This window comes from Novipirellula methanifontis (genome assembly GCF_052161655.1).
In the GTDB taxonomy this organism is placed as follows: Bacteria; Planctomycetota; Planctomycetia; order Pirellulales; family Pirellulaceae; genus Novipirellula.
In genome coordinates this window covers 8716262-8740425 of the sequence record NZ_CP197418.1, presented here as the reverse complement: position 1 = coordinate 8740425, position 24164 = coordinate 8716262, and the positions used below count along the sequence as shown (strand labels likewise).

The window sequence follows — 24164 nt, the reverse complement described above, 5'->3', positions numbered from 1 at the left end:
GCTCACGCCCCAGGCTAAATGCTAACGCCACTCCGTGGCTAAGGGAAAACACCAGGAAGCCCATCAAGGAAGTCAAGGACTTTCAATGCTTGCAAACTGACTTAGCTGAGCTGGCAGCGGATGGGTTGCGATGATCTGTACCCCTGTGCATCCCATGAATCCTTGCATCTCCAACAGCGACTCCGCTTCTCGCTTTATCGAATCGATGGCGTCTTCGGTCCAGGGACCGGCGTGAACAATGAATGTATCGTTGCGTTCGTCCTCGTGGCATGAAAAGATCTTCCCAACGCCACCGAGTGAGCTAAACGTGTCGTGACGATGAACGTACAAATCCGCGGATTCAAATGCAGCGACCGCTTGTTCGTAAGCTACATCAAGTGAAGCGTTTTCTGACAATTTAACGGTAGGGTAGTTCACGGTTTCACCCTTGCGAGCGCTTTGATGTTTTTTGCGAGTGGTTTGATGTCCGCGTATTTTGCTTCGTCGCCAAGCAATTCGAATTGATCACCGTAGCCCGCTTCGGTGACGGTTTCCTTCAGCCATGCGTCGTCATGGTTGGTCGCCAGCAACAAGCTCGAACCATCCGGGTGATGCTCAACGGCAGTATAGATATCCATGAAGTCCTCCATGTCGATCTCGTTGACGCGGTTCTCGTTCCAGGCAACTGGGTGAATCAGAGTTCCTTCACTGTGTCCTGGATGCTTGAATGGATCGAACTTCTTGTTGGGGTTTGGGTGAAATCCCGTGTACCAACTCGGCGCGAGTGTTTGACAAAACTCGGCAGCGCTGGCGGCCTCCTCAACGAATGATGCAACTTTCACTTCAATGCATTTGGGTTTCCCCATACAACTAACGAGTACCTTCGCCGTTTTCTCCGCCAATTGCGAGGCAAATCGAAAGTCTTCAATGTTGAAATACGACATGGTACTTGCCCAATCAGGGGTTCGCATGCCATTGCTACAGCTGATTCTTCCATTGCGAGTATCCGTAAATTTATTAAGAAAATTGCACTCGGTCGACGTGATGTTGAAGTTATCTTCCACCGCCCATAGTTTTGATACTCCACCAAACATGCACTTCAGCATTTCAAATAAATCGGCATGTCGATTCCTGGGGTGCGGGTTAATACCTAATCTATATCCGATATACCTCCTCTCGTGGATCGATTCGAGCGGCAATTGAAAGTGAAATTCGCCGTGCCGTGGCCAGAGAATTGTTACGGAGACTTCAAGTTTTTCTGGATGGCTTTGCACCAACGGAAGCAACGAAGCGAAGTTTTTCAGTGAAAAAGGAAGCTGTAAATCTCGGTCAATTGGGATTCCCTTGTCACTCTTCCACACATCCGGCCAAACTGGCGTGCAAGGCGGGATCTCGACACGATAAATCGGAGAGGCATTACTCTTTGTAAAGCTGGCCTTTTTAAGTTTGTCCCGCTTGATGACATGTTCACGGATGGCCGCTTCTGCCGTTGAAAGCTCGACAGCCTCTAATCTGCCAAGACTATAATTCAAGAACGTAAACATAATTCAAACTTTCACGAGGTTCAAAAAAGCCGCCGGCCAATTGTTGCATACGGATGAACTGACTTCAAGCAACTATCTACGCTACGACTTCATCGCCTACCGATGCAGTTGGCACCCGGAAGCAATCGTTTGCAACTGCCGATGAAAGACGTCGAAGGCAAGAAGTGCGGCCAAGCGAGCATCCAGTTTGAGATCAATAAATTGCGGATTGCGACACCGAAACCGAACGTTTGGAAGTGTTTTTAGAAGTGCCGGATGGCACGGCAGCACGTAGCCTGGGGCGTGAGCCGCAGGTTTATCGGCACGAAACGTCACCAAAGCCCCGGAAGGGGCGGCAGCGATCAACGGTTTCGTTTTCTGTCGCCCCTCCGGGGCTTTGTGCTGCATTTTCTTCGTTTTCCTGGGGCTCACGCCCCAGGCTAGATGCTGTCGCCACTGGCGTGGCTAAGAACCACTTTGATGTTGCGCAAGCTCTGCTTCAATTTTTAGTCGCGATAGCGACGACAGAGGCGGATCCTGGTCGTTTACTCGCGTCCCAAGTCTCCACTCGTCGAATGCCCTAGTCGATGGCTTTGTTCTCGCGATTAAACCTGCGAAGATTTCGGAGAAAACGACTCTGACCCTACGCCGCCCTGGCGCAGGTGCAACGTGACACAGCTAGCGATTTATTGCTCGTGATCGAACTCTCGTAGGGCGTCGTCTGCTTTCGATTCTTAATCGTAATCTTACTCTTAATCCTAATCTTCTTGGGTTGGCTCCGGACCAGCGTGTATCCGCTGTCGGGATTAAGATTAAGAGTAGGATTAAGATTAAGATTTGCTTGTGGAAGCACTCGCGACGTCAATTATTCGCCTAAGTCGATCGTGTCCATCACTTGGTAGCTCGGACCTTGTTTCTCAAGAAAACTCGCGATCAATTCGACGGTGTCGACGTTCATCTCACCTAGTTTCTTCTCGGCGTGAGCTTTGACACGCTCGATTACATCGCCGCTGGCGCGGCGTGATCCTCCCTTCGTTCGGCCCAAGGTCAGATGAGGAACATAATCGCGAGGCTCCGGCTTGAAACCGATCTCGGCGAGTTCCTTTTCAAGTCTCGCGACGATTCGGCTGAGTGAATCGGTAGGGTCGTCGATGTGCACGCACAGCACCCGAGGACGGTCGAGATTCGGGAACGCCCCGGCGCCGGCGAAGTCGAGATCAAAGGGTTCGAAGTCTTTGGTGACATTGCGGATGATCTTGCAGACCTGTGGGACTTCGACATTGTCGACTTCGCCGAGAAATTTCAGCGTCAGATGCAGATTGTCTTTGGGAACCCAGCGAATGCCGTCGCCGGACTCCGACAACGCCTCAATCAGGCGGGCCGCGGTGCGTCCAACTTGGGGTGATAGCGGGATGGCAATGAAAGAGCGTATCGTTTGCATGAATCAAACCGCGATTGAAATCAATGTGGATGTAGAGGAGATAGGTATATGGGGATCTGATGCGTGAGTTTCGGATCGTTCGGCAAGTACAACGAAAGTCACGCACGACTTCCGCTGCGAACAGGTCGAGCATGAATCGGGTCGCACGATGGATTTGCAACTCACTACAATTGACTGCCTCAGACTCACCTTTATAGCGAATTATGATTTCATTTCAGCCACCTGCCTTTCAGCAACATCGATTGTTGCGAGGCGGCCATCTGCAAACCCTCGCGACGGTCACTCCGACCGGGCCGATCGGGCTGCCTACCCAAAAGCACACGATCACGTTGCCCGATGGCGATGCGGTCGTGCTGCACGAGACTTGTCCCGACCATTGGCCGGATGACGGTCTGTCGCTGTTGCTCGTTCATGGATTGTCGGGATGCCACGCCGCTCCCTACATGATTCGTCTAGCAAAACGATTCCACAACCAAGGGGTACGTGTTTTTCGCATCGATATGCGAGGTTGTGGGGACGCGTTTGGGCTTGCCAAACAATTGACGCACGCAGGACGAAGCGATGATTTGATCGCCGCACTGGATTCGATTTTCGAGCTAGCTCCTCAAGGACGATTGGGAGTGATTGCCGTCTCGTTGGGCGGCAACCAGATTTTGCGTGCGATGGGACGGATCGGTGCGGGACTGGACCCGCACCCCCGTTGGTATGACAAACTCGAAAGGATTGCCGCAATTTGCCCACCCATCGATCTGGCACGTTGCAGCGAAAATATGCAGCGACGAATCCTTAGGCCATACAACTACTACTTCATCCGCCAACTGATGTCGCGAATCCCCCCCGGCGTCCGTGAACGTGCCGATTTCGCAGCGAGAGACGCCGCAACTCGGCCTCGCACGCTGCGGGAACTCGATGACCAATTCACGGCGCCGCTGAGTGGTTTTACGGACGCACTGGAATACTACGAGCAATCGTCCGCCGCCCATCACGTCGAATCGGTGCTCGTACCTTCGCTGTTGCTAGTGGCCGAAGATGATCCAGTTGTCCCCGTCGACTGTTTTGACGAGTCCAAACATCGCTGGAGCCCCGCGATCAAACGCATCGTCTCAAAGCATGGGGGGCACGTTGGATTCATCGACCGCAACCGCAATTGCTGGATGGACGACGTGCTCGCCAATTGGTTCGCAGGCGACGGTTGCTAGCGAGTCCGCGTTGGCAATAACAGAGTGGTTGCTATAGAGAGCCCCCAGCTTAGGAAAATCATAACCCGACGCGTCAGCGAGGGACTCCAAGCGGGTCGCATGATGTTACCGGAAGTCCCGTGCTCACGCTTCGGGTTACGATGGTGATGGCTCAGCAGCCCCTTTAATAACGCAGCCTTTTGAGCCGGACGCTCTCTTACGGCCCACATCACGAGAACAGCCGGATCCTTGGGGGTATAGGGCAAGCCCGACTCTATCGTGTCGTCCATTCCGGAGCGGGTTCGATTTCGGCCGCTGGTGGCGATCCCTGGTCTTTTCGCCCGCTGCCTTCGAGCCGGCTGATCAATTCGACAGTCATGTCATGGTCACAGGCGATTTGGCAACTCAAACGCACGCCGGACTCGGTGACTTCGCGAACTTTTAATGTTTCTTTTTCCGCTTCAGTAATATTCTTCGGTTCGCCTTCGACAAATTTTACTCGGCAGGTGGTACAGCGTGCGTTGCCACCACACGCGTGCAATTGGTCAGTTCCAGCGTCCTCGATCAGCGCATTTACGAGTCTTTTTCCAGCTTGGACATCGAATTCACCGATACCTTTAACCGTCAATTTGGGCATGAATTACTCCAACAGGGTTTGTGTAGGGAAGATCAAGCTCAACAGAGCCAACCTAACACTGTACCGAGAAAAAGAATCGAGCAAAGACACCGTGTTTTCAAAGCAGCGGGACGTTAGAATCTCGGGTTGGCCCAGCGCGGGACCCCCGCGTTGTGGACATCACGTGTAGCAAGATTGCTTCGTCGCGTGACGCAGGATGGTTTGCACCGGCAAGCATGATCGCAAGCATTCCCTCAACCACTGCACCTGACTCACTCACCCGTACAGCGTCGATACAATGGTAGCCCCTTGGTTCATCGAGATTCTCGCGACAATGGAAGGCAAGATATGGATTTGATGTCCGACGACGCGATCGCAGCGTTTGGACTTCTCGTCGGCGAAGCGGTAGAACGTTTGGTGAATGAGCACGATGAATCGTTTGACAAGCGTGCTGCGATGTTGACGGTCGACTCTCCCACGCTAAGCCGCGAGGGGAGCCAGCTGAAGTTTGAGTTCAAAGTCAAAGGAAATCGCCAGCCCACCGCGGCGACAGCAATCGATATCTCCGCTGAAGTGGATGAGGATGACGAGGATTTCGACCATTCTCCCGATAGCACTTCACTCAAAGCGGTGGGAACGTGCGAATGCCCCCAATTCAAAACGCACGAACAATGTTCTCACACGCTGTCGATCGCGTGGTGGTTGCAGGAACAACTTGCACGTCGCAGCATTGGTGAGGTGCTGAACTTTTTGGGCGAATTGGAAGTCGATTCGGTCAGTGTCGGACGCGATCTGGTCGACAACATCCTGTCCCTCGCCGAGGAATCGTGCCGTCCGGCCGAAGTGGATGAAGAGGGGACGCGGCTGCAATGGCGAATCGGTTTTTCCCGCTCTCGCTACTACGCTCCTCTGTCAATCACCCCCTACGAACAGAAGCCTCGTAAGAACAAAAAAGGCTGGACCAAAGGCAAAGAAATCCGCGGTTTCGAGCTGCTGAAGCGTGACTTCACCTCGTTTCCAATCGACGGAAAAATTGCCGCATTGGTGGCGTCGCGAAGCTATAGCTTTGACGAGGATCACTACGCCGAGTTTCAAGCACTGCAATCACTTGTCGGTCACCCCAATGTCGGTTGGGCGGATGGAGACACGAAGGACGTGGATGTCTTTTCGGCCGAATTGAGTTTGACGCTCGAACCGGTCGAGCGTGAATCGGATGACGAAGAAGAACCGCACGAGGACAACCACGATACCACCGTTTCGGCGACCCATTTTCGCCCGATGCTGCACGTCTCGGGGCTCAGCATCGACATCAAACAGTGCGATGTAGTGATGGGGCATAGCAGTCCCGTCGATCCGCTAGTGATTTTGGCTGATCGCAAACACCACCGCTTGATCGTTTGCACGCTGCGTGACTCGCGGGCCACGCGAGTGATCCAGTATTTGCTCAAGAGCGAGTTACAAGATGCGGTATTGGATGCGGAATCTGCCGCTCGGCTGGCGGTGGGCTGTGCGACGGTCGACTCGCTGGTTCGCGTCGACCTGCCTCCCCAACTTGCCGGTCCGATCGTCCCGATCACGGGCGAATTGGTCTTTGAATTACGGCCACGTCCCGGAGCCGGACTGTTCATTTCGCTCGCCGTTCACGACGATCGCTTTCGCGAGGTATTGGTGCCTGGGTCTTCGCCCAACATCGTGCCTTGTTTAACCGACAAAGGTCCCGTGCGGCTCGAACGTGACTCGGACGACGAAAAACAGCGAGCCGACAATGTGGTCGAGCGTTTCGAGTTCAATAAACTGACAGCCGATGCGACCTATCGCTGGGTTGCCGAAACCGACGAAGCCGCACTCGATTTATTAGGACGATTGTACGAAGGCGGCGCGGATGCTCCGCGGATCATTTGGCCCGAGGGGCAGACGATTCGCGTGCGAGGCGAACTGACACCGTCGGCGCTCCGCGTGCAAATCGATGACAAACGCGATTGGTTTGGTTTGACCGGTTCGGTGACTATTGATGGACACGACGTTTCGTTGGCCGATTTGTTAGCCGCCGTTCGCGAAGATCGTGCGTTGGTGCGTGTCGGCGACCGCGAGTTTGCCAAAATTAGCGAATCGTTCCGCCGCCGATTGCAGCAGCTTGGCGATGTGGTGGTCAACGACCGCGATTCGATGAGGATCGCCGACGCCGCCATGCCGGTGGTGCAAGAATTGTTTAGCGACGATATCGTGCTCGAAGCGACCGCACGTTGGCACGAGTCGGTGAAACGACTCGAATCGCTTGCCGATTGGTCGCCTGAAAAACCAGCGGGACTCAACGCCGATCTCCGTGATTATCAATTGGATGGTTACCGCTGGCTCGCTCGATTGAGCAAATGGGGAGTCGGCGGCGTCTTGGCGGACGATATGGGTCTAGGAAAAACGGTTCAGACCCTTGGTGTGCTGCTAGACCGTGCTGCTTTGGGGCCTGCGCTAGTGATTGCCCCGACCAGCGTGGGCGACAACTGGGTGCGTGAAACCGAACGGTTTTCACCATCGTTGAAATCGCATCTGTACCGAGATTCGGACCGGCAACAATTGATTGACTCGGTTGGCCCTGGCGACCTGGTGATTGTGAGCTACCAGTTGGTCCAGCGTGACGCAAAGAAGTTTGCGACGCGTGATTGGAGCACGCTGGTCCTCGATGAAGCTCAGTTCATCAAGAACTCGCAAACCAAGACATCGCAAGCGATTCGCTTGATCAACGCGGATTGGCGAATCGGGCTGTCGGGTACCCCGCTGGAAAATCATCTTGGCGAATTGTGGAGTCTGTTCCGAACGTTGTCGCCAGGATTATTGGGATCTTGGGACCGTTTCCGAAACCGTTTTGCGGATCCAATCGAGCGCCACAAAGATGACAAACAACGTCAGTCCTTGGCACGTTTGGTCCGCCCCTTTATCCTGCGGCGGACGAAAGACAAAGTGCTCAAGGAATTGCCGGCGAGAACGGAAATCACGTTGCACGCAGAGCTAAGTAAAGCCGAGCGTAAACGCTATGAAGACGTGCGAATCGCAGCGTTGGCGGAACTGAGCGGCGAGTCGGTTGATGCTTCGCAAGCCGGACAGCAACGGATCCGTACGCTGGCGTGGCTGACCCGACTTCGACAGTTGGCCTGTCATCCTCGATTGGTTGACCCGACGTGGAAGAAAGGCTCTGCAAAGCTCGAGCTACTGATGAATCTTGTCGAGGAACTTCGCGAAGGGGAGCACCGAGCGTTGGTGTTTAGCCAATTCGTCAAACATCTTGGCGTGATTCGCGAAGCACTCGACGCCCAAGGGATTGAGTACCAATACCTTGATGGTGCAACTCCTGCGGCCGAGCGACAACGACGTGTTGATGCGTTCCAAAACGGCGAAGGCGAACTGTTCTTGATTTCACTCAAGGCCGGCGGAACCGGGTTGAATCTCACCGCAGCGGATTACGTGATCCACTTGGATCCATGGTGGAATCCTGCTGTGGAAGACCAAGCCACCGACCGTGCGCACCGTATCGGTCAACAAAAACCGGTGACTGTTTATCGACTGGTGGCCGAAGGAACGATCGAAGAGCAGATCCTGCAGCTGCACGCCGACAAGCGTGAATTGGTTGCCGGGGTTCTCGACGGAACTGATCGTGCCGCGCGAATGGATACCGATGAACTGATCAAGTTGATCCGCGAGGGAGCGAGGTAACTCGTTAACGAGCGAGCGGGAAATATGTGTCGCGTTTGGAGTAGGGCCGGTTCCTATCGGATGTCCTTGACTAGACCAAGCGGCTCGAGGGCTGTTGATTTAGTGAGCCGCTCGCGCGTGAGCGGCCGGGTCCCACGCATCACCCGGTGCCTTACGGCCCACGGCTCACCACTGCGATTTGCATTTCAATGTTTCGTCGTCCCTCTCTCGTTACGTTTCGCTTGTCGTCGACTGCTCTTCATCGCTCTGCATTGCCCAAATCAAATGCATCGCGATGCAGTACAGCAGAACAATGATCATCATCAACGCGCCACTCTGTTTGATGCTGTGCGCGGTGACGCCTAACAGAGAATCGTGCGGATATCGCTGGCGTGCCCAAACGAGATGAACGCCCATGGTCAGGATCATCATTCCGATCGCAGGCCAAGTCACCGAACGCGGCAATTGAAAATGGCGGGCCTGATCAAGGTCACGCGGTTGTCGCCAAATCCAGATAAAAAATCCCAACAGCATCGGTGGCAAAAACAGCAACGAGCTCAAGTGTTGCAGTACCGAATACCACGAAATTGAGCGATCGCTTAGCGAGAATGCCGTCGTTTTTAAAACCGGAAACTGCTGAACTCCCCACCGTCCGCCGTGAGTGAACGAGTCCCACAAAACATGGGTTCCGGCTCCGAACAAGACACACGCGAAGACCAAGATGATGGCGGGAATCGAAAAATCGATTGGTTTGTTCAACCACGGCCATAGCCGCTGCGACAATCGTCGCGGCAATAGATCCGTGAGCGGTCGTTTTAGCAGCGACTGATACAGGTAATAAAACGCAACACCGATCGGCAAACAGTGCGTCAACAGGCCGCTGATCGAGTGGGTTGCAAGATAATCAATCCAGTCGGGATAAAATGCGGCGATATCGGGAATCGCACAACCGATCGCCAGCGCGGAAAAAGGCAGTCGCCATCGACATAGCCAAGCGACCGGAATCGCTGCGGCAATATGAGTCACGGTGAACGGCATAGATCAGTTAACGGTACCTGGGACGAAGCAAAACGAAGCAGACGGCTTGAAAAGAGTTTCGTTGATTCACGCGAGATCGTGAAGCGGTCGAGCGTGACATGGCTACTTTTCGGCATCAAGCCGCCTGGAGAAACACTCGCTTCATGATAGCCTTAGCAAAATGACTCGCTCGACCCCCTTTCATCCCGTGATTCGCCGCCTCGCAGACGATTTTTCGATCGAGCGTGTTTTTTCGCATTTTGCCAGCCGGCCAGGGTGTCTGTGGTTCGATTCGGTTCCCAAATCCACCTCGCCCGTTGATGTTGATTTACCGCTGCCTCGCTACTCGTTTCTGATGTCGGATCCGATCGCCACGCTAATCGCCGATGTGGGGGACCCCGATCCCTGGCCTGTGCTAGAGCAGTGGTATCGTCATTTACCGACGACCAAGGTTGCTGATCTGCCACCGATGCAGGGGGGGATTGCGGGGTTGATTGGCTATGAAGCTGCCACCTGGCTCGAGCAAGTGGGGGTGTCGTGTCGCAACGATTTGCCGACGCCTGCAATGTCGCTAGGGCTGTACGACTGGACGATTGCGATGGACCACGGCAAGGGTTTGTCGTGGCTGATCTGTCAAGGCTTTTCCAGTGACGGTCGCACCGCATCAGACCCGCAGCAGAGACAGCGGGCGATGCATCGAGCCGATGAGATTGAAGAGCAAATCACGCTCGCGTTAAATGGGGCCTCTGGAATAGCAAGTCCGAGTCATTCACACGATCGATGCGACCGCAACCAAGTCACTAGTAATTTCACCAGTGATGCGTTCCGAGCTGCGGTTGCTGATGTGGTTCAGCGGATTTGCGGAGGGGACTCGTTCCAAGTCAATTTGGCTCAGCGTTTGTTGCACCCCGCCGTGCTTTCGTCCGCCGATTTGTACCGTCGGCTTCGCGTGGCAAATCCAGCTCCCTACAGCGTTTATTATCACGGTGACGAGTTCGAAGTGCTCAGCAGTTCTCCGGAATTGTTTTTGAAACTCGATGGCAGCACGGTGCAAACGCGGCCGATCAAAGGAACGGTGCCGCGAACCGGAGACGCCGCAGAAGACCAGCGTCTTGCCGAGTCGCTTCAACAGAGCATCAAAGATCGCGCTGAAAACATCATGATCGTCGACCTGATGCGAAACGACCTTTCGCGAGTCTGCAGCGACGAGAGCGTGCAAGTCCGCAAACTGTGCCAAGTCGAGCGGTATCAATTCGTTCAGCATTTGGTTTCAATTGTCGAGGGAACGCTGCGAGATGATTGCAGCGTGATTGACTTGCTAAAAGCATGTTTTCCCGGCGGCAGTATTACTGGAGCCCCCAAGATCGAAGCGATGCGAACCATTGCGGAACTAGAACCCGATCGTCGAGGTCCGTATTGTGGATCGATGGGGTACATCAGTTGTTCGGGGCATGCCGAATTCAACATCTTGATTCGCACGATCACCGCCGCGGGCGGCCAGTGGCAGATTCCAGTCGGCGGAGGAATCACGGCCCGCAGCAATCCGGAAAGCGAAGAAGCGGAGACGTGGACCAAAGCGGAAGGGATTTTGCGGGCATTACCGGGGCCGAATCAAAGTTAATTTGGTCGAGCTGGAAATTGTGGGAACCGGTTATTGCGAGACCGCAAGAACTTGTTAAAATTGGCCCGTTGATGTGGCGGAAACGACTGTTTTCCCACGAAACAGGCCCCTATAGCTCAGTTGGTAGAGCAACGGACTCTTAATCCGTTTGTCCAAGGTTCGAGCCCTTGTGGGGGTACTTCTAAAGTAGCTGCTGTTGTCACGAGAAGCCCGCATTTGCGGGCTTTTTTCGTTTCCGGGCACCAACGCTGGCGTGTCCGAGCGAGATAACAAGCAGGTCATGCCCGCTTAGTGATGGCAGAAAAGCCATAACAGATCGAGCAATCCGCCGATGCCGTCTACCGACGTCAGCATGGTCTCGGCCATCTTCGAGCCCTTTAGCTCCGACCGCTCGCATTTGGTGATGCAATCGAGCGTTTCGCCTCCGACAAAGACGCCACCACAATCGGCACATCTTGTTAATACGCCAAAGGGCATTTGAATGCACGCGAATTTTCGCGTTCGACATCGCGGACACTTGAGCGTGCCGAGTTGGTCGGATGTGAAGTCGCGAGGCGAGAATGACTGCAAATTCGCGAGGGCGTCCAACTCGCCCGGGTCGAGCCAGACACCATGGCAATCATCACACACATCAATGTCGACATCGCTCTCCACGACCAATCGCATCGGGGCTCGGCAGGACGGACACTCGGTCATTAAGACGATTCCAGCGGTGAGTTAGCAAAAAATGGAAATGAACGTAGCCGTCGAAATACATCTGGCTCTGGGAGGGGCGACAGCGATTGATCGGCGATTCAAGCATGATGTTCGTGCTGGAGGCCGATCTGTCGTCCCCTACTGGGACTGATCATTGCGCTGCCACACCGCGGATCTGTTTGTTTGTCGTTCCAGTGGACCTCCGCCGTATCTCGCTGCACTGAGAACAGCAGTATAGCTTGCTCGTTGACGGGTCGTGTTATGGCCAACGTCAACCACGCTACGCGAAACCAAGTCCCAATCAGCAAGACGACATTACCGATCGCGGGACAGCGAAGTGACATGGAATGCATTCTTTCGCAATTTTTTTCTCGCGTTCGAACTAAGTCTGCTGATCGCTCGGATCGAGAGAGGCGACTCACCTACAACCGCGCGTTTCCTGGTCAAAGCGAGGTGACGAGTGACGGTCGCGAGTTGTCATTTGTTCAGGTTGCGATGCCATTCACTCGCTCGCATTCGCCTTGTTCTGCATTCGTTTAGCCGTTTTTTCGCGGGGACACCCACATGTCCCGCGGATGTCTCGTGATGTCCCTTCGCCCATAGAAGTGTAAGGCCATCGAGACTGCTCCTTCGTCGAAGGTTTTACCGTTTCGCTTGCCGCGATGATTGTGGGCAACACTCGCACTGAAGGAGCATTCGAGGCATGGATTCGGAATGCGTTCTAGCGAAGTGGCCGTTTCCGGCCAATATCGATTTCTGTTCCAGGACGACTCGCTGAACCTGACCATCACACGTGACTTTGGGACGGACAATCAAGTACACGAGCAAGTAATGCAAGTGCGTCGTGATGGTGGCGGTGAGTCCTATTTTGATTTTGATTCGTACAGCTTTCACTACAGTTTGCTTTACGACGGGCAACCCGTTGGCGCGATGACGGCGACGCGGCCTCGTGATGGCGAGATTGATTGTGCCCATGTTTATTCTCCGCAAATCATGGCGAGGTATCACGACTGTCTTGTTTCAACATGCAAGTTCCGCATCAATCGAAACGGAGGATCATCAATGAAAACTCTGCGAACCATGGTACGCGAGTTTTGGCGTGATCAAGTCCATCTCGGTTCTCGTTTGAATCTAATCAACGCAGACAAAAAACTCGCCTCGTTCTATCGGCGAATCGGGTACCACGTGGTCGAAGGTTCGGACTTTATTCATCCAACTCTCGGAACCGACAGCATCGTGATGGTGATGTCAGCTGATCCACACCGAAAATCGTTCTGTACCGACATTTTTATCACCCTTGATGACATCTTGCCGATGGAAGAAGTTGTAACGACTTGTCGGGTCAGTCCAATGATCCATTCCTAGTTTGACCCCGGTGACACCGGTCGAAGCTACCCTCCACTTTCGTTTTCCTATTTTGGTATTTGTGCTCCAAGGATTTTTAAGATGACCGTGTATCGATGGACGAACTATGACCAATACAAATCCACAGTAACCTGTGTTCGTGAGTATTACGACGCGGTACATCGTTGCCATGAATTGGCGCTCCAGCAATTGGTGCCGCAGCAATGTGAATCGGCGCTCGACATTGCTTGCGGTCACGGTGAATCAACACAAATACTAGAACCGTTCGCCAATTCCATCGTCGGAGTCGACAGTTCCGAAGACTTAATCGACATTGCGAATTCACAAAACGAAGACCCTCGGACTCGTTACGTCTGTTCGACATTCGCCGACTTTGATGCACCCGACGAGTCCTTTGATTTGATCAGTGCTGCGTGGTATTGGAACCACGTCCACTCGGTCGAAGATCTCGAGGCTGCGGCCGTGAAAATTGCTTCGCTGTTGCCTTCTGGTGGAGCTGTTGCCTTCGTCGTTCCAGGTGACTCGTTCACATCACGTCGGATTCAACAGATTGCCCGCGAAGATTTTCAGTGGCATCAGGCGTGGACGCATGAAGAACGCGAATGGACCGAGGGCATTTTTTCCTATGACGAAACTTGGATTCGGACCAAAATCTGGCAACCGTTCTTTTTGATGAAATTCTTTCGCGAGTGGTTTGATCTGTCGACCTGGGACGTCAAGGGAACGCTTGTTCGCGAAGACCGGTTGTCTGGCTTGGTTGCAGAGCCACCCTTTGAAATTTTGTACGGGAAACGCCGATGATCCAGCCGCCTCACCCGACTCGAACGGAACTCGGAGCGAACCAATTGTCGTACGCCGCAGGATCGACGTCGCTCGAACCCTACGGATTCCGAGTTTTGGGGCAATCGGACAACCAACGTTTGTCCCAGTTGTTGGAATCGTTCCCCGAACTTGCCAGTTGGTTGCGGCCTGACTCATTGATCATCAGTGCGTATCCCGCTGCATTGGGATTGAACGGGTTTGCTCCCTTAGTGGACACGTATTTGCATCCCCCGACGTTTGTTCGTGCGATGCGCTTAGCGGCACTCGAGAATCGAACCGTCGTGATGGCAGCACAACCGTTGGCGGGCGCGGACTTGCTGCTACGCACTCTCCGCCAACAAAAGGAAATACCGAAGCGTTTGCTATGGGCCGCGGGTGGCTACTACTTTCCGTTGTCCTTGGAATGTTTTATTCGTGATTGTTTGGCGCAAGTCGGATGTGAGATCGAGTATCTGCACTGCTACGGCGTCGCCGAAATTGGTCATACCTGCTTCGCCGCGATGGATCGTTTCGAATCAGGACACCCTCGTTATCGCAAGGTCGCTTCGGAAGTCACGGCTTCGGTGCTGGGAACGAGCTGCCAACTCGCATTGCGTCATGACAATGGACGCGAAATCGTGACCGAGGATTTTGCCGACGAAATCAACGGAGAATGGTTGATCCAAAGCGGCCACGGACGGATGAGCCCCCAAGTGCGTGACCAACTTGAGTCCTGGTCATCGCAAGATTGGGGTCGCCGCACCGGTTACCTCGCGGAGGCGGAGTCCGTTGTTGTTTGTCAGTTACGAGAGTGGATCGACAACAACGATTCAGAGAATAGCGAAGTGACGAACAGCGAAGTGACGAACAGCAAAATGACGAACAGCAAAATGACGAACAGGGATACAGCGAGGGAGCAACGTTATTTCCGATTTTGGGAACAACATGGCGGTTCAATGCAATGCAAACCAAAATGGAATCAAGCACTTCGCAGAACCGCTACGCCACCGAGCAAGTCGAGTCATATATGGTATCGTCGTTTGCGGGTTTGACGATGCGCTGAAAGGTACTCAGTGCACCTGTGATCACTCGTCGCCGCGTGACCGACCGGAAACGCGATCCGACGACACGATGAAACAGGTGGGCGTAGTGAGTGGTCGTGGAGACGCGAGTGTAGGTGTCGTCCGATTCATCCGCATGTTCTTGAGCGAATTCACAGATCGGAAAATTAAACGTCGGCATCGTCTTTGTTGATTCTTGGAATCCAATCGATTTAAGCCGCCGGATATTCGTCGCACTTGCACCGAAGGACACCATGCGGAAATCATCTGACATGGGATCGACGGATAGCATTGCAATCTGACAGAAAACGGCGTAGCTAAGACTGTCGGTCACTTTGTACCACGCTGAACCACTGCCCTCCTTGAACTCGACGGCCGAATCGAGCACCAAGTTCTGACTTTCATCCAAAATGTCATCGGGGCCGATATCCATGAACGAAATTTCTCCATCACGAAGACGCTCGTAGGCTGAATCGGTCACTGGCAGTACGACACTTGCCCCGTTGCGTTTTCCGTCGGCCGCAGCAAGCAGAATCGTTTGCGGATGCCTTCGCCAAAGCGACAGGTAGCGTTCTTCGTAGCTAAAGTACTGTTCGTTCAGTTTTTCGTTGGCAGCATCAAACAAGGCGTCATCTTCACACGGGTCTCCGCCATCAAGATGCATCCGCCAACTCTCTCGCATTCGTTGAATCACGCTGCACGCGTCTTCTTCGTTTTCACAAAATGCTTCGTCACCAGGAACCGTTTTGCTCTGGATGAACTGTGATAAAGACCAAGGCCAAGCGTCGAATTGGTCATCGTTTTGCGAAACGTCGCTAATCACTTCCTCATAAGGAAGTGACAGAGCTTCAGCGATTCGGCGGAGCATTTTTACGGACAAACGTTGCTTTCCGGCTTCGGCAAATTGCAACGTGCGGACCGCAACGCCCGCTTGAACTGCAAGTTGGAGTTGTGAGAGCCCAAGCTCTTTTCGCGTTTGACTGATTTTGATGCTGCCTTTGGGCATTTCACGGTACTCGCAGGTGAGCGGATTTAACTGGAATTAACGACCGATCCGGCCAACTTGCGCATCGATTGCGCACGACAAACTGAATCTTATTGTAGTCTGCAGCGTTCGGCGAGTCGGAGACTTGAGGCGGGTCGTGTATGACCGACCATTGGGGCATCGCCTCAAGTCGCGGCTTACCCTATTTGACAGCACCCCTTATGGCATTGCAAATCACGTTAATCAAGTTGCTTTTGCTAGGTTTAGTCGTTGATGACGCCTTTAAGGACTCTTCTTAAACACCATTAACGATTTTTCGTCCCACGTGTGGCGGTCGTGTTTCTCCAGTTTACCGACCCGGAATAAGTACCCAAATGGAAAATTCTTCATTGGGAAATTGAGCCCCGGAATAGGTGGTACAACGGGTAGTGTCGTCTCGCTACCTACGCCTGGACCCCCATTTATCGCATGCCACTTACCGGCCCTAGTGCTTGACGATGCGTTTCCTGCAGGAAAGCAGGGGACTATCGGTATCCCAGGCAAACATCCCAAAAGAAACGCAGTCCAGAGTTACTGAAACTCTGAATACGCAATGCATGCGGCGGGGACAGTTGGGACGCGTCACCAGGATTTCCCCCTTTAGACACGTTGCTTTTGAAATCATAAGTCATGGAGGCCAAGATGATCGAGGCTCAATCCCCAATGCAACAGGCGTTCGTGTGGCTGGCGACTGCCGAGTGGGGCGACGCAGCTTGTCGAATGTGGTGTCAATCGACTAGTGCAGGGAGCATTGACGAACGATCCCTTCGTCATCGTGTCGAATCGCTTGCAATCCTGTTGGACATTTTGCCACGCCGTTATCGGTCGGAAATTGAGTCGATCGTCCAGATGTGGTGTAAGCATTTTCCTGCTGCCCCATCCGTCAGCATCGACGAGTTGCGAGAGGTAACTCGGCGATGGCTGCGTTTGCGGAAACGGAAACCGGCAAAGGTGCCCAACTATTTCGCCGCTGCCGTGTCGATTGCTCAACCCGGCGGCCAGACAATTCCCGAACAATTCAAAGTGCCGTCCTCTTCGGTCACCCACCTTCCCACCGGTTCCGAGCATCAATGTGTCTATGGATTGCAGACTTGGTTCGAGCAGTTGCACCGAAAGCAATGCTGGACCCACATCCCTTCGGTGGTGCCAGGCGATAAACCCGTCCCAATCCACGAGATGTTCGTCGAACTGTTTCTGCAAACGGATCTAGGGTACGAAGAAGATCCCCGCACGGCAGTCACTCGCACACTCCAACGCTGCGTTATTGTGGGTGCCCCGGGAAGCGGAAAGTCTACATTGGTTCAGTGGTTGGCTCACACCATTGCCGAATCAGGCATCGGTGACTTCGATGTCCCCGTCGTCATCAAGTTGAAGGACTATGCTCAGGCACTGGCCAAGCAACCCGATCTTTCGCCGCTTGAGTTTTTCTTTACATCACTAGGGCGTCAGGACCTCGATCCGTCTGCCGCTTCGGCGTGGCTTCGGCATGTATCGCGTGACCAGAACCGAGTGCTTTTGATGTGTGACGGATGGGACGAGGTCCCCGCAGCACAACGTGCGAATCTACGCGAGCAATTGGAACGTGAATCTGATGTCTTTGTCACGCTGATCACGTCGCGGCCGGCGGGACTACCACAGTCGTTACGTGTTCGAGAGGACGTCGATTTCTACCGCATCGGCGAGCTGAAAAATCGCTCAATGGTTCAACTGACAAAAAACATCTTTGCCAGCCGACTCTCCCAAACGCATCAACGCGTGCCGGATGCAACACAAGCCGTTGCTCGAATCCAATCATCGGCCGAGCTTCGGACGCTTGCGAAAACTCCTCTGTTTCTCGGGCAAATCGTTCACGTTTTTGCGGATGCAGCATCTAGCAATACTATCCCCTTAGCAACGGGTGTGATCGCACAGCTTGTCGCCTGGATGCGAAAATACCCTCAGTTTTCGGGCGACCACGCCAACGAAATCAAGCTGCAGCATTTACAAGCTCTGAGCCTATTTTCACACAAACAAGTATTTGAGCATCAGCGTGAGCATGCCTTGTTTCACGAAATCGACGTGCAACAGGCTACTGCGACTATTGGTGTATCGGAGTCAGCGATATTTTCGAGCCGGCTGCTGAATCGAGGCAACGCCATGATCGACGAATACCAATTTTCAGACCAAGCGTTTCAAAGTTATTTTGCGGCGCTGCGTGTTGCTGAGCTGGATGACGTTTCGTTGCAGAACGCCTTGTTTGATCAAGCGATTCAATCACAGAATCGATCACAGATATTAAACCACGCAGCCGTTCTAAGTGAGCCATTTCGTAATGTCTGTCTAGAACGAACAAAACATTGGTTGCGCAGTGGCGATGCGTTTCACCAGATCCTGCTGCGATTGGCGAAGCTCGCGATAGTGTCCCGCCACGCTCAACGAAGTGCTAATCCAAACGACTCGCTGTCGGATTGGTCGAGCATGATCGAGTTGATCCGTAACAAGCTTTGGCATTCGACCGAAGAGAGTTGCAATCCGAATGCGACGCGGATGTACGTCGAAACATTGGCTGAGTTGGATCCTGCGTTTTTGATTTGGAAGACAACATCCAACCACAATTTAGACGAATTTGTCCTGCAGCTCATTCGTCGATACGTACCCCATGACGCCTGCTGCAACCTGGATTCGGCAACACCGACAGACTCTCAATCTCCGTCGCACGAGGGTAATGGAAGTGCGACGAAGCAGCATGGTGACGCCCCTCTCCGTCCGATCCAGCGTGATGGGGTGCTGCGTCAATTGGCTGCGTTTCCTGCAAATTATCCGGTTGTGAAGCACGGCATCGAAACGCTGGCGGGACAGCCAGTCTGCGACGGTGCAAACGTGTTGATGGAAATTGCCAGCGTTGGAGAATTGCACGATGACCTGCGTGCAAAAGCGATCGAAATCTCGCTCCAATCGGCAGATCGCTCACTTGTCGATTTTCTGGTAGACGAAATCCAACTCGAGCAAGGTTCACGTACGCAATCGGCACTGTTGCGTCTCGCTATCGAACGTGAGATTGCACTGGATTTGAACTGGCTTGAACGACAAATAATCAAAGATGCATCGCAGGAGCTGCGGTCATTGCGATTGCACGCGTATTTTAGTTCGATGGTGATGCGATCGCCTGAGCAACGTCAACAAATGAGTCGATTCCTCAACGACTTGACTCTATCGGCTCTGCAAAGTGATCATAACCATCTTCGAGGGCTGCTCGCCGAATATTTTCGACCGGATTGGGAACGGGAGTTTGCTCTGTGGTTCGATTACCGTGTCGCCACTGCGGTAATGAACCGAGTGGTCCGATTCACGAAGACGCCTGAATTGCATGACATTGATAGTGTCTTGTTCGCCGCACGGATTCTTGTGGCTGTGCCTGGCGAGGGCAAGCGAGTGCATTTGAATAAGGTTCTCGACGCGGCGTTAGGCTTGGTTTCGCCACGATCCTCGCGTCATGCGTCCGACGACGCTTTGATGAAAGGGGAACGATTTGCCACATCGATTGCGAAATGTTTGGTCGAAGTGGCCCCTGGAATCTTGCTTCGTTACGAGCCCTCGTGTCGTCCCGTTCAAAACGCACTGCAAGACGCCGCCCTTGCAAAGGGATGGCTGATATTCAAAGATCGCATCCTTGATAAGGATGGCATCGAAATCGCGGTCCGGTCTGATGTTTTACCGTCGCTGAATTGCTGTGCCGCAGCGGATGCGGATGTGATTGACGAGATCGTGCAGGACCTGCCTCCGAGACAACGCGACGATTTTCTGAGCTATTGGCATATGGTTTCCGAAGGTGATGCCGACTATGCACTTACCGAGCGAGAGCAGGTGCACGAAGCCATTTGTACCCTGATGGCATCGGATCTGAATACCGACTTAAGCGAGCGTCTGTGGTCCTGTTACCAGGAGGGGAAACCGCCGAGTTTTGCCAGTTGGAAAAAGAACCTCGCTCGCGTGGTCCAACGCTACGAGGACCGCCCGGAGCTGCTAGCACATTTACAACAGCTTGGCCTTGGGATCCATAAGCGAAAACCACGCTAAGCAGGTAGGCAAGAGACTATCTGTACGTTGGCCGTTTTGGCGCTAGCCACGGTTCCCATGATCAACCATGGCTGACACCCAAACGGCTATTGGGAATTTCCCAATCATTCCTGTCTACCTGGTAAAGTCACGGAAAGGTGCTCTGGATCAACACGTGGATTTTTCCTTCGTTGTCACTTGGGTCGATATCAAACATTTTTAAAAACAATCGACCTGTTTTTTTGTTGATGAAATCGAGTTGCTTCACTACCGCAAACGGTTTTTCAGAATCCAATTCTGCGGGTGACGTCGCGATCACGCCGACCAGGGTACCGAGTTTGATGTCGTTGGTTTTGGGTTTGATTTCGTTGGGGATTTCCACTCCTCGGGCGTCGGTTTCGACGACGACTTTCCAGGTCCCTTTGACTTCCATGTGGACCGGCATCCCTTGAGCCAAGGTGACCCCGGAATCTTGCCAACCACGGTTTGCCACGACTTCGGTTAGTTTGCGATCTTGCACCGATTGGGCCGCGATCATCCGGCTGACGCCTTCCTCGGCTGGTTGGTATTTCGGAACCAGTCGCACAATCGCTTCGTAAACTTGGCGGGCTTCGGCGGTCTGCTTTTTCTTCTCATAATCATTGGCAAGCTTTTCCGCCTTGGTAATGAACTCTTTGTGCAAGCCCAACAATTCTGGGTCCGAAGGTAACGTGGGCGAGTTCTCAGCAGCCTCTTTGCGTTGCTGCTGTAAACGCTTCTGGTACTCTTGTTGCTGTTTCATTGCACGCCGCATTTCGGCGGTTTGTGCCAATCCGACGTTGGCTGCGAAGAGTCCTCCGAGGGTCAACACCAAGGACATAACAATCAGCTTGCGAGAGAAGAGCAGCATGAGAACGAGACTCGTACGAGGAAATACAGGTTTTCGGTTTCCCAGTGTACTCGACACGAATGCATGCGTCTTCATTTTGCGGATCCATCCTCGATCAACCTTTCTCCGACCAGTTCGCTAACGCCTCTGCAAAAACGTCGTATTGGCTTTGCTTGAAAAGCACGAAGCGAACCAGTGAGATCCCTGATGACGATTGGAGAAACGATCCTACGGTGTCGATTGCAATTCCTGCGGCGTCGACGTTATCTTAATTGTAACGCACTGCGAATCTTGGAGGTGACGATCGGATCTCGCTCGTCAGCCAACCGTGATCGTAGCTTCTGTTTCATAGCGGAATCGTTCATCGTGGCGATCACTGAAATCGTTCGCAAGCGTACTTCGCGATTGTCGTCGTTTAATAAGAGCGTCAACCAAGGCCGCGGGTCGTCGATATCGGATCGCGAAATTGTGTCCACCAATTCAAGACGCGAGCCAACATCCGCCGCGACAATATGGGTCGCGATTTGGAGTTGGCGTTGCGAAAAACCTCGACGAATCAATTCGTTCCTGGCTTTGTCACGCAGCAGCGCTTCGTCGCTGCCGAGCCAGTAGATGACCGACTCGGTGGCGTAGGTTTCCAGCGGCGACTGCGTTAAAAAACTTGTCGGCATCACCTCGGTCGCCGCCGCAACGGGTCGGCGTCCTGATCCTGACGAGGCAATTGATTGCGACTGTTCCGTAGCGGTATGAACGTCCTTCAATACGATTGGTTCGTTCGGCGACACGGGTTTCAGTAAGGTGGCAGACGAGCGATAAACCGATGCTGAGGGTTCGCCACGGCTGGAATCGGACGCCGGCGCATTCGCCGAATTGGCAGCAGCGTTTGTGGCATCGCGAGATTCGCTCGACCTGGATTCACTCGCACCCGGTCCTCCGGATGAGATGATTGCCGGCTTAGCAAGCGGCCAATCGGTCCAAGTATCCATCGCGTCTGTATCCGCGACCGGCAGCGGTTTAGTGCGGACCGCCAAGCGAACCGGTTGTCCCGGAACCAGCGGATCGTTGTCAATCACGCCAGGCACCGCACCCTCGGTAAGAGACATTTTTGACAACGTGGTAGTGGCCAAGTTGTAAAGTGATTTGGATTCGAGGTCGTCTTTTTGAACCGATTCCATGATCGTTTGCTGCAGCAGTCCCGTGGTCCAGCCAGTGCGGGCATCGGGAAGCGTAGCGGCGATCGAATCCATCGCGGTCACCATGGCATGGTGATGTTGACGAGCGGTATTCCAATCGAGCGCGGTCCACGAATTCTGTGACTCGCGTAGCAATTCGTATGCGGTACGTGCAACTTCGGCGGAATCGTCGTTCAATGAACGGACCATCAAACCGGTCGCAGGCATACCGAGTTCCGAGATTTGAACCAGCCGTTGCTGTTTTTCTGCGACTCCCAGATCGTCAAAACCTCGCATCAAATGCGAAATGATCCACTGCTTGCTGTATCGGCCAAGCGCCAACGTTCCGCCGAACAGGACCGCCACGATCAAAAAGAGCTTTAGCGCCGCCTTGAACGCGTGCCCGCCAGAGCCCGATTTTCCCGATCGCTTCACGGATCCATTGAGATGAAGTGCAAAGGGATTGGGGAGATCGTTTGGGTCGCCGGATTGCATGTCAAAATCACCAGAATCAAGGAGGCTGCGGGGCCCCGATTGTCGTGACAGACGGCTTCTCGAAGCAAGGTCATTTCGGCGACGAGCGAACGAGTCCCTGATCCACTAATTTCTTGTATTCGTCGCGCAAAACGCTTTGATACGCTGCGGCGTCACGGTCGTGCTGCTCCTTCATCCGCTGCGGAATATCAACCCCGCTCGCGATATCGCTCACAATCGCCCCGAGCGATGGAAGCGATTGCGGCGTCACCCCGGGTTGGATCCAGACAATTCGAGCCGCAGAGTCGACGAGCAATAGCGTGCCAGGAGCGATCGCAAGCTTGCTAGCTAACTCGTTTTTCGGATCCCAAATCAGCGGCAGCGTGATGGATTCCCGCAGCAACTGTTTGACTTCATCACGAAGCGAGATTGCGTCATGAAGCAACAGCACGACTCGAGTCTTGTCCGCCAATGTTGCTGGCAGCTGTTGGCTCCACTGCTGCAGCACCACTGCTGAATTGAAAGCATTTACATCGTCGGCAAAACAGACCATTGCCGTCACGGCGGGTTTCGCTTCGGACCGGTTCGCTGAAAATTGAAACGACTTTCGATCCGAAGTGGTTAGGTCGACGCTATCAATCCGTGTTCCCAGGATCGCCGGGGGCGGCGAAGGAGGCAGCGGCACAAACTGGCCGACAAATTTTGGGTTTTCCGGCAACGAGTCGGCTTTCGGAGTCGTCGTTGGCACATCAAACGTCGCTCCGCGCAGCTCCAGCGTCAAACGGATCAAGGGTGCCGCCGGATCTATATTGGCCGGATCCGCACTGGCCGATGCAGGGATCGATGGCAAATCGACTTGGCGGATCAATCCGCTGTGGATATCAACCCAAAAAACGTACTGCTGCTCTCCCGCTTGTACTTGGATTTCTTGACATTGCGTTTGCTCGATCGTTTGTTGCTGGCCAAAGGCAAACTTGTGCTCATCAAGAAACAGCTGTTTCATTGGCTCTTCCGCGAATAACCACTCCAACTGAGGCGGCGGCCCCGCCAATCCAGCGGCGACTTGTTCGACCAGAATCGGATCGGTCAGCAGTTGTTTTAATTCAGGTCGGCGGCCAATCGGTGGCGCTCGTAAAACCTGCGAATCATAATTGCGAGTCGAAGGATCGACGATCCACGCCGTTAAGCCTTCGGAATCCGACCACAGCCGCGTGTCGTATGCTTGCAAATAGACCGTGTCGTGGTTCGTCCAAACGCTCAGCGGGGCGACCTTGGTTTCGGATTGTGCGTTGCTTGTCTGCGGAACCGTCAGCCGGACGAGCCCTTCGTCGCGGTAGGAACCGGCAGCGTGATAGCGAGAGAAGATTGCTTGCAAATAATCCCGCGGATTCATTTGGCGGAACGCGACCGTACGAACCGAGCCGGTGGATATGTCATCCGACGGGGCGGTCACGACATCGTCCGCCGAATCACATCCCGCGATCAAACCAGCGAACAGCGATCCGCCGAGAAGCGACAGACAAAGAAGAATTCGCTTCATTGGGATCCTCTATTTGCGAGCAGAAATTCGCAAGACAACAGCAAGGGTAAACGGTCCATCTCGTTAGAT

At 53.6% G+C, this 24164-nt stretch carries 18 protein-coding genes and 1 tRNA gene; 8 read left to right on the top strand and 11 right to left on the bottom strand.

Features of this window, described 5'->3' with window-relative positions; genetic code table 11:
- Positions 1-72 precede the first annotated feature (72 nt).
- From SH528x_RS31140 to thpR, 4 genes are all read right to left on the bottom strand, one after another.
- Positions 73-417, bottom strand: coding sequence for a hypothetical protein (locus SH528x_RS31140; RefSeq protein WP_442507316.1), 345 nt, complete (start codon positions 415-417; stop codon positions 73-75).
- On the bottom strand, positions 414-1523 hold the full coding sequence (locus SH528x_RS31135; RefSeq protein WP_442507315.1) for a hypothetical protein: 1110 nt from the start codon (positions 1521-1523) through the stop codon (positions 414-416). The genes SH528x_RS31140 and SH528x_RS31135 overlap by 4 nt, the downstream gene beginning before the upstream one ends.
- Positions 1524-1619: 96 nt before the next feature.
- Positions 1620-1910, bottom strand: a complete 291-nt coding sequence (locus SH528x_RS31130) for a hypothetical protein (protein ID WP_442507314.1) — start codon at positions 1908-1910, stop codon at positions 1620-1622.
- A 457-nt stretch (positions 1911-2367) separates the two neighbouring features.
- Positions 2368-2943, bottom strand: a complete 576-nt coding sequence (gene thpR / locus SH528x_RS31125) for an RNA 2',3'-cyclic phosphodiesterase (RefSeq protein WP_442507313.1) — start codon at positions 2941-2943, stop codon at positions 2368-2370.
- Positions 2944-3146: 203 nt separating this feature from the next.
- Between thpR and SH528x_RS31120 the strand changes: the two genes are divergently transcribed.
- Positions 3147-4142 (top strand): YheT family hydrolase, encoded by a 996-nt coding sequence (locus SH528x_RS31120; RefSeq protein ID WP_442507312.1) that lies wholly within the window; start codon positions 3147-3149, stop codon positions 4140-4142.
- 253 nt (positions 4143-4395) lie between these two features.
- Here the strand turns inward: SH528x_RS31120 and SH528x_RS31115 are convergent, their stop codons facing one another.
- Positions 4396-4758 carry a 2Fe-2S iron-sulfur cluster-binding protein gene (locus SH528x_RS31115; protein ID WP_442507311.1) on the bottom strand — a complete coding sequence of 121 codons (363 nt, stop codon included), beginning with the start codon at positions 4756-4758 and terminating at the stop codon, positions 4396-4398.
- A gap of 327 nt (positions 4759-5085) precedes the next feature.
- Here SH528x_RS31115 and SH528x_RS31110 point away from each other — a divergent pair, with 327 nt between their 5' ends.
- Positions 5086-8442, top strand: a complete 3357-nt coding sequence (locus tag SH528x_RS31110) for a DEAD/DEAH box helicase (RefSeq protein ID WP_442507310.1) — start codon at positions 5086-5088, stop codon at positions 8440-8442.
- 210 nt (positions 8443-8652) lie between these two features.
- On the opposite strand, the gene SH528x_RS31105 is transcribed toward SH528x_RS31110, so the two are convergent.
- Entirely contained in the window at positions 8653-9459 is an 807-nt protein-coding gene (locus SH528x_RS31105; RefSeq protein WP_442507309.1) for a DUF4184 family protein, read from the bottom strand.
- Positions 9460-9619: 160 nt separating this feature from the next.
- Between SH528x_RS31105 and SH528x_RS31100 the strand changes: the two genes are divergently transcribed.
- Both SH528x_RS31100 and SH528x_RS31095 read left to right on the top strand, forming a co-directional pair.
- Complete coding sequence (locus tag SH528x_RS31100) at positions 9620-11059, top strand: anthranilate synthase component I family protein (RefSeq protein ID WP_442507308.1); 1440 nt, start codon at positions 9620-9622, stop codon at positions 11057-11059.
- Between the two features lie 105 nt (positions 11060-11164).
- Positions 11165-11237 (top strand) — tRNA-Lys (locus tag SH528x_RS31095).
- 110 nt (positions 11238-11347) lie between these two features.
- Here SH528x_RS31095 and SH528x_RS31090 read toward each other — a convergent pair.
- A complete protein-coding gene (locus tag SH528x_RS31090; RefSeq protein WP_442507307.1) occupies positions 11348-11755 on the bottom strand; it encodes a zf-TFIIB domain-containing protein in 408 nt (135 codons plus the stop codon).
- Between the two features lie 714 nt (positions 11756-12469).
- Here SH528x_RS31090 and SH528x_RS31085 point away from each other — a divergent pair.
- The 3 genes from SH528x_RS31085 to SH528x_RS31075 all read left to right on the top strand — a co-directional run bounded on the left by SH528x_RS31085 (position 12470) and on the right by SH528x_RS31075 (position 14973).
- Positions 12470-13120 carry a hypothetical protein gene (locus tag SH528x_RS31085; RefSeq protein ID WP_442507306.1) on the top strand — a complete coding sequence of 217 codons (651 nt, stop codon included), beginning with the start codon at positions 12470-12472 and terminating at the stop codon, positions 13118-13120.
- An 81-nt stretch (positions 13121-13201) separates the two neighbouring features.
- Positions 13202-13921: a class I SAM-dependent DNA methyltransferase gene (locus tag SH528x_RS31080; protein ID WP_442507305.1), complete on the top strand. Its 720-nt coding sequence runs from the start codon at positions 13202-13204 to the stop codon at positions 13919-13921.
- A complete protein-coding gene (locus SH528x_RS31075) occupies positions 13918-14973 on the top strand; it encodes a hypothetical protein (RefSeq protein WP_442507304.1) in 1056 nt (351 codons plus the stop codon). Before SH528x_RS31080 ends, SH528x_RS31075 begins: the two co-directional genes overlap by 4 nt.
- On the opposite strand, the gene SH528x_RS31070 is transcribed toward SH528x_RS31075, so the two are convergent.
- Positions 14921-15988 carry a helix-turn-helix transcriptional regulator gene (locus SH528x_RS31070; protein ID WP_442507303.1) on the bottom strand — a complete coding sequence of 356 codons (1068 nt, stop codon included), beginning with the start codon at positions 15986-15988 and terminating at the stop codon, positions 14921-14923. The two genes, SH528x_RS31075 and SH528x_RS31070, sit on opposite strands and share 53 nt — an antisense overlap.
- Positions 15989-16636: 648 nt before the next feature.
- On the opposite strand from SH528x_RS31070, the gene SH528x_RS31065 reads away from it, so the two are divergent.
- Positions 16637-20062, top strand: a complete 3426-nt coding sequence (locus SH528x_RS31065; protein ID WP_442507302.1) for an NACHT domain-containing protein — start codon at positions 16637-16639, stop codon at positions 20060-20062.
- Between the two features lie 127 nt (positions 20063-20189).
- Here the strand turns inward: SH528x_RS31065 and SH528x_RS31060 are convergent, their stop codons facing one another.
- From SH528x_RS31060 to SH528x_RS31050, 3 genes are all read right to left on the bottom strand, one after another.
- Entirely contained in the window at positions 20190-20930 is a 741-nt protein-coding gene (locus tag SH528x_RS31060; protein ID WP_442507301.1) for a hypothetical protein, read from the bottom strand.
- A 242-nt stretch (positions 20931-21172) separates the two neighbouring features.
- Entirely contained in the window at positions 21173-22516 is a 1344-nt protein-coding gene (locus SH528x_RS31055) for a HEAT repeat domain-containing protein (protein WP_442507300.1), read from the bottom strand.
- Positions 22517-22646: 130 nt separating this feature from the next.
- Positions 22647-24095 (bottom strand): hypothetical protein, encoded by a 1449-nt coding sequence (locus tag SH528x_RS31050; protein ID WP_442507299.1) that lies wholly within the window; start codon positions 24093-24095, stop codon positions 22647-22649.
- Positions 24096-24164 lie beyond the last annotated feature (69 nt).

Excerpts from the sequence above, each read along its gene's own strand:
- SH528x_RS31110 (WP_442507310.1), top strand. The coding sequence starts at position 5,086 with ATGGATTTGATGTCCGACGACGCGATCGCAGCGTTTGGACTTCTCGTC.
- SH528x_RS31135 (WP_442507315.1), bottom strand. The coding sequence starts at position 1,523 with ATGTTTACGTTCTTGAATTATAGTCTTGGCAGATTAGAGGCTGTCGAG.
- SH528x_RS31100 (WP_442507308.1), top strand. The coding sequence starts at position 9,620 with ATGACTCGCTCGACCCCCTTTCATCCCGTGATTCGCCGCCTCGCAGAC.
- SH528x_RS31115 (WP_442507311.1), bottom strand. The coding sequence starts at position 4,758 with ATGCCCAAATTGACGGTTAAAGGTATCGGTGAATTCGATGTCCAAGCT.
- thpR (WP_442507313.1), bottom strand. The coding sequence starts at position 2,943 with ATGCAAACGATACGCTCTTTCATTGCCATCCCGCTATCACCCCAAGTT.
- SH528x_RS31085 (WP_442507306.1), top strand. The coding sequence starts at position 12,470 with ATGCGTTCTAGCGAAGTGGCCGTTTCCGGCCAATATCGATTTCTGTTC.
- SH528x_RS31060 (WP_442507301.1), bottom strand. The coding sequence starts at position 20,930 with ATGCTGCTCTTCTCTCGCAAGCTGATTGTTATGTCCTTGGTGTTGACC.
- SH528x_RS31065 (WP_442507302.1), top strand. The coding sequence starts at position 16,637 with ATGGAGGCCAAGATGATCGAGGCTCAATCCCCAATGCAACAGGCGTTC.
- SH528x_RS31070 (WP_442507303.1), bottom strand. The coding sequence starts at position 15,988 with ATGCCCAAAGGCAGCATCAAAATCAGTCAAACGCGAAAAGAGCTTGGG.
- SH528x_RS31105 (WP_442507309.1), bottom strand. The coding sequence starts at position 9,459 with ATGCCGTTCACCGTGACTCATATTGCCGCAGCGATTCCGGTCGCTTGG.
- SH528x_RS31050 (WP_442507299.1), bottom strand. The coding sequence starts at position 24,095 with ATGAAGCGAATTCTTCTTTGTCTGTCGCTTCTCGGCGGATCGCTGTTC.
- SH528x_RS31120 (WP_442507312.1), top strand. The coding sequence starts at position 3,147 with ATGATTTCATTTCAGCCACCTGCCTTTCAGCAACATCGATTGTTGCGA.
- SH528x_RS31080 (WP_442507305.1), top strand. The coding sequence starts at position 13,202 with ATGACCGTGTATCGATGGACGAACTATGACCAATACAAATCCACAGTA.
- SH528x_RS31075 (WP_442507304.1), top strand. The coding sequence starts at position 13,918 with ATGATCCAGCCGCCTCACCCGACTCGAACGGAACTCGGAGCGAACCAA.
- SH528x_RS31130 (WP_442507314.1), bottom strand. The coding sequence starts at position 1,910 with ATGCAGCACAAAGCCCCGGAGGGGCGACAGAAAACGAAACCGTTGATC.
- SH528x_RS31090 (WP_442507307.1), bottom strand. The coding sequence starts at position 11,755 with ATGACCGAGTGTCCGTCCTGCCGAGCCCCGATGCGATTGGTCGTGGAG.